This window comes from Pseudomonas sp. TSO6 (assembly GCF_056098905.1).
Genome location: NZ_JBLZWV010000032.1, coordinates 1 through 15074 on the forward strand (window position 1 = coordinate 1; position 15074 = coordinate 15074).

Sequence of the window (15074 nt, forward strand, 5' to 3'; positions counted from 1 at the left end):
CGGGGCTGCCGTACGAAGAAGTGATCTGAGGTTCTGTGCTGCCTGTCCTGGCCCCATCGCCGGCAAGCCAGCTCCTACAGGTACTGCACAAGGCTTGAATGCGATGTGGTCAATGTGGGAGCTGGCTTGCCGGCGATCACGGGCGAAGCCCGTGCCATGCAAACCTTGCCTACTGGGCCAGCAGCGCCTCCATCTCCCGATACCCTCGCTGGCGCGCATGCTCCAGCGCGGTGACCCTATCCTTGTCGGCAATCTGCCGGTCCGCCCCCGCCGCCAGCAGCCGGCGCACAATCTCCACATGCCGCGGTCCGCCATCCCCCAGGATCACTGCCTCCATAAGCGCGGTCCAGTGCAGGCGGTTCAGGTGGTTCACGTCCACCCCGGCATCGATCAGCATCTGCACCGTCTCGACATGGCCGCGCTCGGCCGCAGGGATCAACGCAGTCCCCCCGTAGCGGTTGGTGCTCTTGAGGTTGGCACCGTGGCTCAGGGTCAGCCGCAGGATATCGTTCAGGCCTCGGGCGCCGGCATACAGATAAGGGCTGTCATCGATATTGTCTTTGGCGTTCACGTCGGCACCGGCCTGGATCAGTGCTTGCGCCGCCGCCACCTGGTTGCCGTGGGTGGCCACCAGCAGGGCAGTGCGCCCCTGCTCATCACGGCTTTCCAGCCGGGCACCTTCTGTCAGCAACTGTTGCACGGTGCGCACGTCGTCCTGGCGGGCGGCGTTGTGCAGGCGGTTGTCCATGGTGCTGTTCTCGGCGTGGGCGGCAAGGCTGGTGAGCAGGGCGAACAGCATGGTTGTGAGTGATCTACACATGGGGTGGCTCCTGATTGACCTGCCTGCATCCTAGAAAAATCGCACAAAGTCTTGAAGTTAAGTTTGCGCATGACCGACAGTGGTCTGCTGAATAGACAAAGCAGGAAGCAAAACGATGAAGTTCTCCACACCGCTGATGAGCGCGCTGTGCCTGGCGATCGCGAGTGGGTGGGCCTGTGCCGAGCAAGTGTTGCCCGCGCCACCCGAACTGGCCTCCGGCTACCGCCCTGGCCTGCAGCCGGTGCACGCCAGCCGGCATATGGCCGCCGCTGCCAACCCGCTGGCCACCGAAGCGGGGCGGGCGATGCTGCGTGACGGTGGCAGCGCCATCGACGCGGCCATCGCCATGCAAATGGTGCTGACCTTGGTAGAGCCGCAATCCAGCGGCATCGGTGGTGGGGCTTTTATCCTCTACTGGGACGGCAAACGTGTTCAGGCTTTCGACGGCCGCGAGGCAGCCCCGGCGCAGGTAACGGAACAACTGTTCTTGCAAGCCAATGGTTCACCGATGCCGTTCAGGTCGGCGCAGATCGGCGGGCGCTCAGTGGGTGTGCCGGGGGTACTGCGCGCGCTGAAACTGGCTCACGAGCAGCACGGCAAGCTGCCTTGGCAGCAACTCTTTGCCCCGGCCATCGCGTTGGCACGTAACGGTTTCCCCGTTTCCGAACGCCTCCACACCCTGGTGGCGGGCGACCCGTATATCGCCCGGTCACCGGCCATGGCGCGCTACTTCCTGGATAAAAACGGCAAGCCGCTGCCGGTGGGCACGAGGTTGCGCAACCCTGAACTTGCGCAAACGTTCGAGCAGATTGCCGCGCACGGGCCCCAGGCGTTTTACACCGGTGAAATCGCCGGGGCCATCGTGGCCAAGGTGCGCAGCCATACCAATGCCGGTTACCTGTCGTTGCAGGACCTTGAGCAGTACACCGCCAAAGAGCGCGAGCCGGTGTGCGGCACCTACAAGGCCTGGCGCGTCTGCGGCATGCCGCCGCCCTCGTCGGGTGGGGTGACGGTGTTGCAGACGCTGGGCATGCTTGAAGCCGTGCAGCGCGCCACGCCACAACGCGACCTGGCGGCGCTGCGGCCGTTGGCGAGCGCGTCCCCGGCAGGCCTGGAGGCACCGCCGCTGGCCGTGCACCTGATCGCCGAGGCCGAGCGCCTGGCCTACGCCGACCGCGCTCAGTACCTGGCCGACAGTGATTACGTGCCGGTCCCGGTCAAGGCCCTGACCGACCCCGCCTACCTGGCCCGCCGAGCAGCGCAGATCGGCGAGCACAGCATGAAGCGCGCTCGCCCTGGCCAGCCGCAAGGCGCCGACCTGGCCCTGGCACCCGATCGCTCGCCTTTGCGCATTTCCACTTCGCACCTCAGCGCAGTGGATGACAATGGTCAGGCACTGGCCATGACCACCTCGGTGGAGGCCGCGTTCGGTTCGCACCTGATGGTCAAGGGCTTCCTGCTCAACAATCATCTGACGGACTTCTCGTTCCTCCCCCGGGAACACGGCAAGCCCGTGGCCAATCGGGTGCAGCCGGGCAAGCGGCCACTGTCAGCGATGGCGCCGACGCTGGTGTTTTCGCGGGCCTCTGGCGAGCTTGTGGCCAGCCTTGGTTCGCCAGGGGGCTCGCAGATCATTGGCTACGTGAACAAGGCGCTGATCGGCTTGCTGGATTGGCAGCTCGACCCGCAGCAGGCGGCCGGCCTGCCCAACTTCGGCAGCCGCAATGCCGGCACTGAAGTGGAAGCCGGGCTGGCCAGCCAATCGCTGATCCGCCAATTGGCAGCCTGGGGCCATGAGGTCACGCCGATGACCATGACCAGCGGCATGCAGATCATCCAGCGCAGCGGCGATGGCTGGTCCGGTGGCGCCGACCCTCGGCGGGAAGGTGTGGCCCTTGGCGACTAGCCGTGGTAGAACGCAGTCTTGCCATTCAGCAGTTGAATACCAAGATGTCTATCAGCGTGAAATCGAATAGAGCCCTGTTCGACCTCGACCTGCTACGCGCCATTGTGGTGGTGGCCGATTGCGGCAGCTTCACCACAGCGGCGGCGCGCCTGCACTCGACCCAATCGACCATCAGCCAAAAGGTGCGCCGCCTGGAAGACATGGTCGGCCACCGCTTGCTGGTGCGAGGTAACCGCGATGTGCTACCGACCGACGCCGGGCAGACCTTGCTCGGCTATGCCCGGCACATGCTGGCGCTGAATGACCAGATGCTCGAGGCCCTGGCCGGGGCGATGGTGGGCACCACCGTACGCCTTGGTGTGCCCGAGGACTTCGTTGGCGGGCGCACCACCAATGCGCTGTCGGCGTTCAGCCGGCTGCACCCGCAAGTGAAACTGGAAGTGACCAGCGGCCTGTGCCGCGACCTCAGCCAGGCCTACGACAACGGTGAACTCGACCTGGTGCTGCTCAAGCAGCGGCGCAACACCCGGGAGGGCGTGGCTTGCTGGCCCGAGCGCCTGCAATGGATCGACAGTGCGCGCACCCCCGCCTTTGAGCTGGACCCGATCCCGCTGGTGACCTTCCCGCCGCGCGGCTTGTACCGCGAGGACATGATCAACGCTATCGAAAGCATGGGCCGGCGCTGGCGCATCAGTTTCACCAGTTCCAGCCTCAGCGGTATCCAGGCGGCAGTTGCCGATGGCATGGGCATCAGCCTGCTGCCGCCAAGGGCGGCAACGGCTGAGCATCGGGTGCTGGGGGCAGGGCAAGGGCTGCCTGAGGTCGACAGCTATGAAATCGTCATCGTCCACCGGCCGACGGCAGATGTGATGGTCAAGGCGTTAGCCGAGGTCATGACACAACTGCTGGCGGGTGGTGGGATCTGACACGCCTTGACGCGGTCGGTGTAGGAGCGTCAACCCGTACCAAGGGCGTGCGTCGGCCGACTGAGATGATCAGCTCAGGCTCAAGCCGCCGCCAGGCGTGGCGACAGGTGAATGCCGGCAATCATGCAGCGCACCGAGCCCCCAGCCATTTCGATGGTCGGCACGTCCAGCGGCACCAGCCGCGCCGAGCGCTCGATGCGCCGGCGTTGCTCGCTGGTCAGGCTGTCGAAGGCCTTGCGTGACAGCGCCAGAATACGCCCGTCGCGCCCGGACAGTTCGATGGCGTTGCCGGCAAACTGGCTGATCTGCTGGTTGCTCAGGTCAATCACGTCGCGGCCCGATTCGATCAGCCGCATGCGCACTTCCTCGGCCCGCGCCTTGTTGGTGAACGTGCCAAAACCCACCAGGGCAAACTCGGTCGCCACGCACATCAGTACGTTGGTGTGGTAGATCGGCGTGCCTTGCTCGTCGGCAGTGTCGAATACCATCGGCTCGAAGTTGAAGTGGGTGCTGAAGCGCTCCAGGGCTATCGGGTCGGCGCGGTTGGAGCGCGCGGTGTAAGCCACCCGCGACAGGTGGTCGAATACCATGGCGCCGGTCCCTTCGAGGAACAGCTCGTCCTGCTCCAGCCCTGAATAATCGATTACATCCTGCACGCGGTACTCATGCTTGAGCATCTCGATCACATCGGCGCGCCGTTCGCGGCGGCGGTTGCGCGAGTACATCGAGTAGATCGCGATGTGTCCACCGGGGTGGGTCGAGAACCAGTTGTTGGGGAACACCGAGTCCGGGGTGTTGTGCTCGCCAAAATCGTCGAACAGGTGTACGCGCACGCCTTCGGCCTCGAGGCGGCCGACGGCCTGGGTGACTTCATCACGGGCAACCTCGGCGAGCGCCTGTGCGGCGAGGCCGGGGCTGCTGCGCTGGAATGAGTTGTCGGCTGCGGTTTCCGGGTTGGGGGTGAACGCATGTGGCCTGACCATGACCACTGCTGCAGGTGCTTGAATCGAACGCGTTGGAAATGCCATGTGGAATACCGGGTTAAGAGCAGGGTTAGGCAACGCGTCGGATGCGGCTTTTGGCAGCGCGGCCGCGGGTGTGGCTGAACAGGTCTTTCGGGTCGTCTTCCACCCATGGCACCAGGTCGATCTTCGTGCCCATGCCGCGCTTTTCCGCCTGCTGTAGTACGTAACGTAGTACGGTGTAGTCCTCCAGGGCGAAGCCCACCGAGTCGAATACCGTGACCTGGCTGTCGCTCTGGCGCCCCTCGGTCTCGCCGCGCAGCACACGCCACAGGTCAACCACCGGGAAGTCAGCGGGCAACTGCTGGATGTCACCTTCGATACGGGTTTGCGGCTCGTACTCGACGAACACCCGGGCGTTGCGCAGCACATCGGCGTGCAGTTCGGTCTTGCCCGGGCAGTCACCCCCCACGGCATTCAGGTGCATGCCGGGTTCGAGCATGTCGGGGGTGATGATGGTGGCGTAGGCCTTGTCGGCAGTGACCGTGGTGATGATGTCTACGCCTTTCACCGCTTCGGCCACCGAGCCGGCCCGGCGAATGGTGAGGCCGCTGTATTCCTTGAGGTTGGCAATCAGCTTGGCGGTGGCCAGCGGGTCGGTGTCGTAGGCGACGATTTCTTCGATGCCCAGATGCTTGTGAAAGGCCAGCGCCTGGAACTCGCTTTGCGCGCCGTTGCCGATCAGCGCCATCTTGCGCGAGTTCGGTCGGGCCAGTGCCTGGGCTGCCATCAGCGAGGTAGCCGCAGTGCGCAGGGCGGTGGCAATGGTCAGTTCCGACAGCAACACCGGGTAGCCGGTCTCGACATCGGCCAATACGCCGAAGGCCATCACGGTATGCAGGTCACGCGCGGTGTTGGCGGGGTGGCCGTTGACGTATTTGAAGGCGTAGCGGCTGTTGTCGGCGACCGGCATCAGTTCGATCACACCCACTTCCGAATGGCTGGCAACCCGTGCGGATTTATCAAACTCCTGCCAGCGTTTGAAGTCTTCACGAATGGCCGCAGCCAGTTCACCTATGAACGGCGCTACGCCGATGTCGTGCACCAAGTCCGACATGGTTGGAACATCAATGAAATACGTCATGCTCTTGCACCTTGTTATTATGCGCTGCCCTCTGGATATTGCAGGGTGAGCGCTTAGGATTATCGAAGTGTCGCCGGCTCGAACATTTTGATGAAAGGTTGCGTCAACAGGAAGAATGCAGGTTGCCAGTTTCGCCAACTTTCTAGACAATCTGCCACCCCAAAGTAGCAATCTGATTATTTGGCAGGCATATGGACACTATCGATCGGGAACTGATTGCGCTGTTGCGGGACAATGCACGTACCCCCGTGCTGACCTTGGCAAAAAAACTCAAGGTGGCCAGGGCAACGGTGCAAAACCGCATCACCCGGCTCGAAGAGCAGGGCGTGATCATCGGCTACACGGTACGCTTGCGCTCTGACGCGCTGGACCAGGGCGTGCGGGCGATCACCAGCATCGGCATCAGCGGCCACCACGCCGCAGAGGTCAAGCACGCGCTGCGTGGGCACCCCAACGTGGTGGCCATTCACACCACCAATGGCCGCTGGGACCTGATGGCAGAGCTGCGCGCAGACACCCTTGAAGCGTTCGACCGGGCGCTGAACACCATTCGCTCCATCCCCCACATCGAGAATACCGAGACCAGCATCCTGCTCTCCACCTACAAGATGTGACCGCTGGGTCAGGCCTTTTGACAGGCGCATTGCGCAAACTGTCACCCAGGCTTTCCACAGTGCAAAAAATCCCTTTGGCTGTGCGCATTCTGTAGCGTTCCGCTTGGCCCGGGGCACTGGCAGAATGAAACTGTTTTCGTGCAACGGTACAAGGCGCACCACCCAGGGTGCGTTTCAAACAATAAAAAAGCCCGCAGCGAAGTTGCGTCGGGCGTGAGTGTCCGTTTTCGATATTACCTGCGCTTTTATCATTTTCAATGACAGGGAACTTGCACCTTAGTGCCAATTAAATGGTGCGGCGCGGGGCGCTGAAGTTTTACCAAAAAAGAATAAGAGGTCGACTATGCATCAAACGTGCAATGCGCAAAGCGCTGCTCCGCAAGAGGGCCGAGTGCTCAAGCGACGGCTGGAAAACCGACACATACAGCTTATTTCGATCAGTGGCGCCATTGGTACCGGTTTGTTCATGGGCTCGGGCAAGATCATTGCGCTGTCTGGCACTTCAATCATCCTCGTCTACGCCATCATCGGTTTTTTTGTGTTCTGCATCATGCGCGCCATGGGCGAAATGCTGCTGGCCAACCTGCAGATGGAATCGTTCGCCGATCTGGTGCACAACTACCTGGGGCCACGGGCCGGTTACATTCTCAGCTGGTCGTACTGGCTCAGCTGGGTGGTGGCGGCGGTGGGCGACGTGGTGGTGGTCGCAGGGTTCGTGCAGTACTGGTACCCCGATGTGCCTACCTGGCTACCGGCTTTCGCCACCATGTTCCTGTTGCTGGGCCTGAACATGCTGGCGGTGAAGGCCTTTGGTGAAGTGGAGTTCTGGTTCGGCCTGATCAAGATCGTCGCCATCGTGCTGCTGGTGGTAACCGGCCTGGTGATGGTCGCCACCTCCTATACCTCGCCGGGCGGGGTGACGGCGTCGTTCAGCCACCTGGTGGCGCCTGGCGTGGTCATGCCGCATGGCATCCTTGGCTTCCTCGCCGGGTTCCAGATCGCGATTTTCTCCTTCGTCGGCACCGAGCTGATCGGCACCGCAGCGGCAGAGGCCAAAGACCCCGAGAAGACCCTGCCCAAGGCAATCAATACCATCCCCGTGCGTATCCTGCTTTTCTACATCTGTTCGCTGGTGTGCATCATCAGTGTGGTGTCCTGGGCCAATGTGCCGGCCAACCGTAGCCCGTTCGTTGAATTGTTCCTGCTTGGCGGGTTGCCCGCTGCTGCTGGCATCATCAACTTCGTGGTGCTGACCTCTGCGGCCTCGTCGGCCAACAGTGGCGTGTACTCGGGCTCGCGCATGCTCTACGGCCTGTCGCACCAACAACAGGCGCCGACGGCGTTCGGGCGCCTGTCCGGCTCGGGTACGCCGGTGCGGGCGCTGGTGTTTTCCGGGGTGTGCATGGCGATTGCACTGACGCTGCTGTTCGTGATCCCGGAAGTGATGACCGTGTTCACCCTGGTGTCGACCATTTCCGCGGTGATGATCATCGTTACCTGGTCGCTGATCCTGCTGTCCTATTTCGCTTACCGCCGACAGAATCCGCAGGCGCATGAGCAGTCCAGGTTCAAGCTGCCCGGCGGCAAGGTCACCGCCGCGCTGGCGCAGCTGTTCCTGATTTTCGTGCTGTGCCTGCTGGCGCTGGAACCGGACACCCGCACGGCGTTGTACGTGATGCCGTTGTGGTATGCGGGCCTGTTGCTGGCCTATCGACGCAGGACCAAGGCCTCTGCGCAACCGCAGACAGCGACTGCTACATAGCACCATGGGGCTGCTGCGCAGCCCATCGTTGGCAAGCCAGCTCCCACTTGGACTGCGCGAGTCGCAAGATTCGCGCTGTACCTGTGGGCGCTGGCTTGCCGGCGAGACACCTCAAGGCTGGCGTTCAGCAACCGCCCGCAACGTCCGCAACGTCACCACCGGTGCATCCACCACGAACCGGTTGGCCAGCCAGCCGGGCACATCGCCGGCAGGGTCGGCCTGCAACTGGTAGGTCACCTCCGTCTCGCGCTCGCCCAGTGGTTTCATCCGCCACTCACCGCTCAGATGCTCCACCCGGATCAGGCCGTCCACCTTGGGGATCCTGTCGGGCTCGGCACTCAGGCGCCGCAGCAGGGTGCCGTCATCCAGGCGTTCGCTGGTCACTTTCAGCACAATGTCCCGCGGCATCGTCGGCCACGGCAGGTTGGTGGTCAGGTACACCCAGGTATTGGCGCCATCTACTTCCAGCAAACGCATCTGGTCACAGGCGTATAGCCATTTGCAGGCTACCCGCAGGTTCTCTTGCAGGTCGGTGAGGGTGCGCACGCTGGCTTTCATGGTGCTCACACCACGAAACTGCTGGTAGGACGAGTCAGCCGCGCCACTGAGGTACACGCGGATGCCTTCGCGGTCGTAGGCCAGGTTCCAGTCATCGGCGGCCGGGGCAGGGCCACACAGCAGCAGGGCAGTGAGCAGCAGGCAGCGGTTCATGGCCGGTACCGCGCGGGGGATGGGTGTTTGAGTATGCGCGGCAAACAGAAAGCCCGCCAGGTTGGCGGGCTTGCGGGCATCAGCCTGGGCTTAGCGCTTAGGGTTCAGCGTCAGGTGCACGTGACGGTTCACGTCTTTGTACAGCAGGTAGCTGAAGTTGCCTGGGCCGCCGGCGTAGCAGGCTTGCGGGCAGAAGGCGCGCAGCCACATGAAGTCGCCGGCTTCCACTTCGACCCAGTCCTGGTTCAGGCGGTACACCGCCTTGCCTTCCAGCACGTACAGGCCGTGTTCCATCACGTGGGTTTCAGCGAACGGGATCACGCCGCCCGGCTGGAAGGTGACGATGTTCACGTGCATGTCGTGGCGCATGTCGGCCATGTCGACGAAACGGGTGGTTTTCCAGCGGCCTTCGGTGCCCGGCATCTCGATGACGGTGGCGTTGTCGCGGTGGGTGACGAACGACTCCGGTACGTCCAGGCCTTCAACTTTCTGGTAGTGCTTGCGCAGCCAGTGGAAGGTGACGTTGGACTTGCTGTTGTTGCGCAGGCTCCACTCGGCGCCCGGGGCCAGGAAGGCGTAGCCGCCTGGTACCAGGGTGTGGTGTTTGCCTTCAACGGTGATGTCCAGCTCGCCTTCGACAATGAACACCACGGCTTCGGCGTTAGGGTCCAGCTCAGGACGCTCGCTGCCGCCTTCCGGGGCCAGCTCGACGATGTACTGGGAGAAGGTTTCGGCAAAACCGGTCAGCGGGCGGGCGATGACCCACATGCGCATCTTGTCCCAGAACGGCAGGTGGCTGGTGACGATGTCACGCATCACGCCCTTGGGGATGACGGCATAGGCTTCGGTGAACATGGCACGGTCAGTCAGCAGCTCGGTTTGAGCCGGGTGCCCACCGTGGGGGGCGAAGTACGAATGGTTCGACATGGACAATCTCGACTTGTTGTTCTCTCCCCATGCCGTGAACCGCACCGGCCGGTGCGGCGCAGGGGATGTGGCAACAGAATAGGGTCGAGCACATGCCATCCACAAATTAAATGTTGGAATACCCGGTATTTGATCGCTGAATGTCGACCTGGCGTCCGGCGTGCTGTTCCGGCAGCCGATCACCTTGGCCGAACAGTTTGTGGCGCAGGGTGCCTTCGGCGTAGCCCGACGGGTAGCGGCCGCGGCGTTGCAGCTCGGGCACCAGCAACTCGACCACGTTGGCCAGGTCGTCCGGCTGCACGGCGTAGGTCAGGTTGAAACCGTCGATGCCGGTCTGGTCCAGCCAGCTTTCCAGCTGGTCGGCGACCTCGCTGGCGGCGCCTACCAGTACCGGGCCGCGACCACCCAGGCCAACGAACTCGGCGGCCTCGCGTACGGTCCAGCGGCGGTTCGGGTCGGCGGCGGTAAACGCGGCCAGGGCGGTGCGGCCGGCGTCGTTTTCGACGTATTCGATCGGCGCATCGGGGTCGAGGCCGGCAAAATCGATGCCGGTCCAGCCCGACAGCAGCGCCAGGGCGGCATCCAGGTCGACATAGCGACGGTATTCGGCGAAGCGGGCCTCGGCCTCTTCCTTTGTAGGGGCGACGATCAACAACGCCTGGGCATAGATCAGCACCTCATCACGATCCCGCCCGGCGGCCTCGCTGGCCTGGCGAATGCCGTCGGCGTAGCGGCGCAACACGGTGGGGGTCGGGCCGCTGATGAACACGCATTCGGCGTGGCGCGCGGCAAACTGCTGGCCGCGTGCTGAGGCGCCGGCCTGGAAAAGCACCGGCGTGCGCTGCGGCGACGGCTGGCACAGGTGCATGCCGGGTACCTGGAAGTGCTCGCCCACATGGTTGATAGGGTGCACCCGGGTTGGCTCGATGTAGCGCCCGCTGTCGCGCTCCAGCAGCACCGCGTCATCGTCCCAGCTCTTCTCCCACAGCTTGTACAACACCTGCAGGTATTCCTCGGCCAGGTCGTAGCGCTGGTCGTGGCCCAGCTGACGCGCCAGGCCGAGGTTGCGCGCGGCGCTGTCGAGGTAGCCGGTGACGATGTTCCAGCCGACCCGGCCATTGCTCAGGTGGTCGAGTGTGGACATGCGCCGGGCGAACGGGTAGGGGTGCTCGTAGGTGAGCGAAAAAGTGACGCCAAACCCCAGGTGCTCAGTGACCCCGGCCATGGCTGGCACCAGCAGCAGAGGGTCGTTGACCGGTACCTGCACGCCACCGCGCAGGGCGGCTTCAGGGCCGCCCTGGTAGACGTCGTAGATGCCCAGCACATCGGCAATGAACAGTGCGTCAAACAGGCCGCGTTCCAGCAGGCGGGCCAGGTCGGTCCAGTAGCTCAGGCGGTTGAAGGCCACACTGGTATTGCGTGGGTGGCGCCACAGGCCAGGGGACTGGTGGCTGGCGGCGTTCATGCTGAACGCGTTGAAGCGGATCGGGCGGGGCATGTCAGGTGCGCTCCGCTCAAGGCAACACGGAAGCCGGGTAGACCGCGTCGGCCACCTGCAGCTTGTGTGGAATCAGGCCCAGGCCCTGGAAGGTGTCAGCCAGTTTTTGTTGTTCGGCGACGATCTGCGGGGTGATGGCCACGGCGTTGTAGTTGCGGCGCTCGCTGGCCACTTCCAGCACGTTGGCGCTGATGCCTAGCTGCGGTGCCAGCAGTGCGGCAACCTCTGCAGGCTTGGCGTTGGCCCACTGGCTGACCTTGCCCAGTTCGCTAAAGAAGGTCTTGAGCAGCGCACGGTGCTGGTCGGCATAGCTGGCGGTGGACAGGTAGAAGGTGCGGTTGTTGGACAGGCCGCTGCCATCACGCAGGTTTTTCAGGCCTGGCTGGCTTTCTGCTGCGGCGAGGAACGGGTCCCACAGGGTCACGGCCTGCACGCTACCCGACTGCAGAGCGGCCACGGCATCAGCGGCATTGTTGACGTAGGCGGGGGTGATGTCCTGGTAACTCAAGCCGGCCTGCTCCAGTGCGACGGCCAGCAGGTACTGGGCGTTCCAGCCACGGCCTGTGGCCACGCGTTTGCCTTGCAGGTCCTTCACGCCGGCCACATGGTCCTGCTCGCGCACCACCAGGCCGATGCCGCGTGGATAAGGCTGCTCGGCGGCCAGGTACACCACCGGTTTGCCGGCCGCCTGGGCGAACACCGAAGGCGCGTCTGCGGCGTGGCCGAGGTCGATGGCGCCGGTGCTCAGGGCTTCGAGCAACTGCGGGCCGGCGGCAAATTCGTGCCAGCTGACCTTCACGCCTTGCGGGGCCAGCGCCTTTTCCAGGGCGCCGCTGCCTTTGAGGATATTGATGCTGTTGAACTTCTGGTAACCGATGCGCAGGGTCTTGGCGTCGTCGGCCAAGGCTTCGGACCAAGGCAGCAGGGCACTGGCGACACTGGCCAGCAGGCCGCCAATCAGCAGGCGACGAAGGGGGGAGAAGGCACGGATTGGCATGGGTTTGCTCCTTGAAACCGGGTGGGAAGCGATGCGCCCAGACTAAGGAGATGGCGTTTGGCTTTCAATTTTTATATTCCGTTTCGTTAGATTTTTTTGTTATTTTTATATCCTTTTGTTTTGTAATGCTTTGCATTCTTCGACATTTTTTTCACATTCGCTTGCTAGCATCGCCGGCATTCCCAAGGAGCCCTACATGCCGCAATTCCTGCGCAAGCGCAGCACCCGCATCGCCCTGACCGCCACTACCGGCGTGCTCACCGCCACCTTGGGTTTCTTTGCATGGCAGAGCTTCTACCCGGTCCAGGCCGCCTCCGGCTGGGATGTCGAGGTGCTGCATCGTGATGTGGCCAAGGCCGCATCGCTTTTGCCGCAAGCGGATGGCAGCCTGCTGGTCAGCCGCGAGCTGGATGATGGCCGCGGCAGCATCCTCAAGATCACCGCGACCGGCGACCGTGTCGTGGTGGTCGACAATCTTTCCAAGCCCGATGGCATGGTCGCGGCACAAGGCGGATGGGTGTTCAGCCAGGAAGGCGGTCAGGCGCCTGTAAGCCTGGCCCGCGATGGCCAGGTTACCCACCTGTTCGACGGTGAAAGCGTGCAGGGCCTGTGGAATGACGGTGACCACTTGTATGCCATCGAAGACCGCAAGGGCAATGGCCGCCTGATGCGTTATGACTGGGCCAGCGGCCAGCTTGATGTGCTGCGTTCCGGCCTGACCGAAACCGAAGGCCTCACCCGCTGCAACGACGGCCGCTTGCTGTACACCGAAAAAGCCAATGGCAAGGTTCGCGCCCTGTCTGACGATGGCAAGGGCCCGGTGGTGGTCGATGGGCTGCGCAACCCCACCTTCCTGTTCTGTGACCAGCGTGGCCTGTGGGTCAGCGAAGACAACACCCACCGCGCACGCTTGTTGCTTATCGACGCTGACGGCGTCCAGCACGCCATGCTGACCTTCCTCAAGGCGCCGCAGTCGATCGTGGCGGACGGCAAGGGCGGCTACCTGTTGGCCGAAGGCGGGCGTAACCGCGTGCTGCACCTGACCCCGCCACCCGCGCACGACACCGCCCAGCGTTAGCTGGGCAGGCGCCGCTTGCGCGCTGGCAGCAGGCCCAGCACCAGCATGCAGCCGAGCAGAATCACCACGCCACCCGCCGCCTGTAACAGGCTGAGGGCTTCATTGAGAAACAAGGCGCCCACCAGTACCGCTACCAGCGTGACCACGAATTCCACGCTAATGGCGCGGGTGGCGCCGATCCGTGCCACCAGGCCGAAGTACAACACGTAGGTGGTGGCGCTCATCACTGCGCCGCTAATCAACAGGTAAAGCCAGTCGCCTGCTTTTGGCATGCTGGGCACCGGTACCACCAGCAATAGCGGCAGGGTCAGCAGCCCGCCAGCCAGGAACGCGCCGCAGGTGACCGTCCACGGGTCCTGGCCGCGCAGGTGCAGGCTGGCGTAGTTGCTGCCGTAGGCGGCGCTGATGGCGCCAAGCAGCGAGGCGATGCAGCCGTGGATGAAGTCGTCATCGACCGCGCGGGCCGGAAAACCGACCAACATGGCGATGCCTGCAATGCCCAGTACCAGCCCGGCCAGGCCTTGCGGGGTGATTTTCTCTAGCCCCCAGACCCGCCCGATCAGCATCGAGAACAGCGGAATGGTGGCGACAAAAATGGCCGCCATCGCTGTGCCGATGCGTGGGGTGGCGTACGACATGCCGATCAGTTGCCCGGCCACGGTGGTCGCACCCACCACCAGCAAGGGTACCAGCAGCGGCCGCAGGCGCAGCGGGCGGCGCAGCAGGGCTGCAAGGATCGCCAGGGTGCCGCTGGCAATCAGTGCCCGCAGGCTGACCGCGCCCACCCAGCCAAAGGCATGCACCACCTTGAGCAACACCAGGAACGAAAAGCCCCAGGCGATGGCCAGGAACATATAGGCGGCGAGGTCGCGCGGTTGCATGAGGCAGGGTCCATCCAGGGCAGGGGCAGGCAGGCTAGCGGGTTGCACGGCGCGATATCAAGGCCGGCCACCCGCAATGCATTATGGCTATCCGACCAACAGCGTGCTTCCCTGCATGGCTGCGCTCGCGGATAATCCCCCGTATTCCAATAAATAGCCTGTGAGTGGGTATGAGTGATTCCGTAGTGAGCCTTGGCCAGCCTGAAACCGAGGGGGGGCGCAAAACGCGCAAGAACAACCCCGAGAAAACACGCGAGGACATCCTCCAGGCAGCCATCAACGAGTTCGTCCAGCAAGGGCTGGCCGGCGCGCGCGTCGACGCCATCGCCGAGCGCACGGCAACCTCCAAGCGCATGATCTACTACTACTTCGGCAGCAAGGAGCAGCTGTACTGCGAATGCCTGGTGAAGTTGTACGGCGATATCCGCAAGACCGAGCAAAGCCTGGACCTGGAGTCGTTACCGGCTGAGCAGGCGATCCGCCGGCTGGTCGAGTTCACCTTCGATCACCATGACCGCAACGTCGATTTCGTGCGGATCATCTGCACCGAAAACATCCATTATGGCGAGTACGTCAAGCAGTCGCCGGCGATCCGCGAAATGAGCAGCCTGGTGCTCGAAGCCCTGGGCAACACCCTGCGCCGTGGCGTGCAGGAAGGCGTGTTCCGCGCCGGTATCGAGGTGATCGACCTGCACATGCTGATGAGCTCGTTCTGCTTCTACCGGGTGTCGAACCGCCACACCTTTGGCGAGATCTTCCAGATCGACCTGTCTGACGACCAGGTCAAACTGCGCCACAAAGCCATGATCTGTGACGCCGTATTGCGCTATATCTGCGCCTGAACCCCG

The 15074-nt window shown here is 63.4% G+C and carries 14 protein-coding genes; 6 read left to right on the forward strand and 8 right to left on the reverse strand.

The window, feature by feature from the left end; all coding sequences use genetic code 11:
• Window positions 1–169: 169 nt before the first annotated feature.
• On the reverse strand, window positions 170–820 hold the full coding sequence (locus ACN6NG_RS12530) for an ankyrin repeat domain-containing protein (RefSeq protein WP_474314205.1): 651 nt from the start codon (window positions 818–820) through the stop codon (window positions 170–172).
• A 115-nt stretch (window positions 821–935) separates the two neighbouring features.
• Here ACN6NG_RS12530 and ggt point away from each other — a divergent pair, with 115 nt between their 5' ends.
• Together ggt and ACN6NG_RS12540 are read left to right on the forward strand one after the other, a co-directional pair.
• Window positions 936–2726, forward strand: coding sequence for a gamma-glutamyltransferase (gene ggt / locus ACN6NG_RS12535; protein ID WP_474314209.1), 1791 nt, complete (start codon window positions 936–938; stop codon window positions 2724–2726).
• Between the two features lie 44 nt (window positions 2727–2770).
• Complete coding sequence (locus ACN6NG_RS12540) at window positions 2771–3652, forward strand: LysR substrate-binding domain-containing protein (protein WP_028613050.1); 882 nt, start codon at window positions 2771–2773, stop codon at window positions 3650–3652.
• A gap of 80 nt (window positions 3653–3732) precedes the next feature.
• Here ACN6NG_RS12540 and ctlX read toward each other — a convergent pair whose 3' ends face one another.
• Complete coding sequence (gene ctlX, locus ACN6NG_RS12545) at window positions 3733–4680, reverse strand: citrulline utilization hydrolase CtlX (RefSeq protein ID WP_474314212.1); 948 nt, start codon at window positions 4678–4680, stop codon at window positions 3733–3735.
• Window positions 4681–4705: 25 nt separating this feature from the next.
• Window positions 4706–5758, reverse strand: a complete 1053-nt coding sequence (locus tag ACN6NG_RS12550) for an ornithine cyclodeaminase (RefSeq protein ID WP_049276789.1) — start codon at window positions 5756–5758, stop codon at window positions 4706–4708.
• 191 nt (window positions 5759–5949) lie between these two features.
• Here ACN6NG_RS12550 and ACN6NG_RS12555 point away from each other — a divergent pair, with 191 nt between their 5' ends.
• Complete coding sequence (locus ACN6NG_RS12555; RefSeq protein WP_016499380.1) at window positions 5950–6372, forward strand: Lrp/AsnC family transcriptional regulator; 423 nt, start codon at window positions 5950–5952, stop codon at window positions 6370–6372.
• 343 nt (window positions 6373–6715) lie between these two features.
• Window positions 6716–8134: an amino acid permease gene (locus tag ACN6NG_RS12560; protein WP_353455226.1), complete on the forward strand. Its 1419-nt coding sequence runs from the start codon at window positions 6716–6718 to the stop codon at window positions 8132–8134.
• 111 nt (window positions 8135–8245) lie between these two features.
• Here the strand turns inward: ACN6NG_RS12560 and ACN6NG_RS12565 are convergent, their stop codons facing one another.
• From ACN6NG_RS12565 to ACN6NG_RS12580, 4 genes are all read right to left on the reverse strand, one after another.
• Complete coding sequence (locus tag ACN6NG_RS12565) at window positions 8246–8845, reverse strand: START domain-containing protein (RefSeq protein WP_063423831.1); 600 nt, start codon at window positions 8843–8845, stop codon at window positions 8246–8248.
• A 90-nt stretch (window positions 8846–8935) separates the two neighbouring features.
• Window positions 8936–9772: a bifunctional allantoicase/(S)-ureidoglycine aminohydrolase gene (locus tag ACN6NG_RS12570; protein WP_016499386.1), complete on the reverse strand. Its 837-nt coding sequence runs from the start codon at window positions 9770–9772 to the stop codon at window positions 8936–8938.
• Between the two features lie 106 nt (window positions 9773–9878).
• The gene (locus ACN6NG_RS12575; RefSeq protein ID WP_474314217.1) at window positions 9879–11270 is read right to left on the reverse strand and encodes an LLM class flavin-dependent oxidoreductase; all 1392 of its coding nucleotides are present in this window, start codon (window positions 11268–11270) and stop codon (window positions 9879–9881) included.
• A gap of 16 nt (window positions 11271–11286) precedes the next feature.
• Window positions 11287–12267, reverse strand: a complete 981-nt coding sequence (locus ACN6NG_RS12580; protein ID WP_353455230.1) for an aliphatic sulfonate ABC transporter substrate-binding protein — start codon at window positions 12265–12267, stop codon at window positions 11287–11289.
• Window positions 12268–12463: 196 nt separating this feature from the next.
• On the opposite strand from ACN6NG_RS12580, the gene ACN6NG_RS12585 reads away from it, so the two are divergent.
• Window positions 12464–13345, forward strand: coding sequence for an NHL repeat-containing protein (locus tag ACN6NG_RS12585; RefSeq protein WP_474314220.1), 882 nt, complete (start codon window positions 12464–12466; stop codon window positions 13343–13345).
• Here the strand turns inward: ACN6NG_RS12585 and ACN6NG_RS12590 are convergent.
• Window positions 13342–14226 carry a DMT family transporter gene (locus ACN6NG_RS12590; protein WP_474314222.1) on the reverse strand — a complete coding sequence of 295 codons (885 nt, stop codon included), beginning with the start codon at window positions 14224–14226 and terminating at the stop codon, window positions 13342–13344. The genes ACN6NG_RS12585 and ACN6NG_RS12590 overlap by 4 nt on opposite strands.
• Window positions 14227–14396: 170 nt before the next feature.
• Here ACN6NG_RS12590 and ACN6NG_RS12595 point away from each other — a divergent pair, with 170 nt between their 5' ends.
• A complete protein-coding gene (locus ACN6NG_RS12595; RefSeq protein ID WP_016499391.1) occupies window positions 14397–15068 on the forward strand; it encodes a TetR/AcrR family transcriptional regulator in 672 nt (223 codons plus the stop codon).
• Window positions 15069–15074 lie beyond the last annotated feature (6 nt).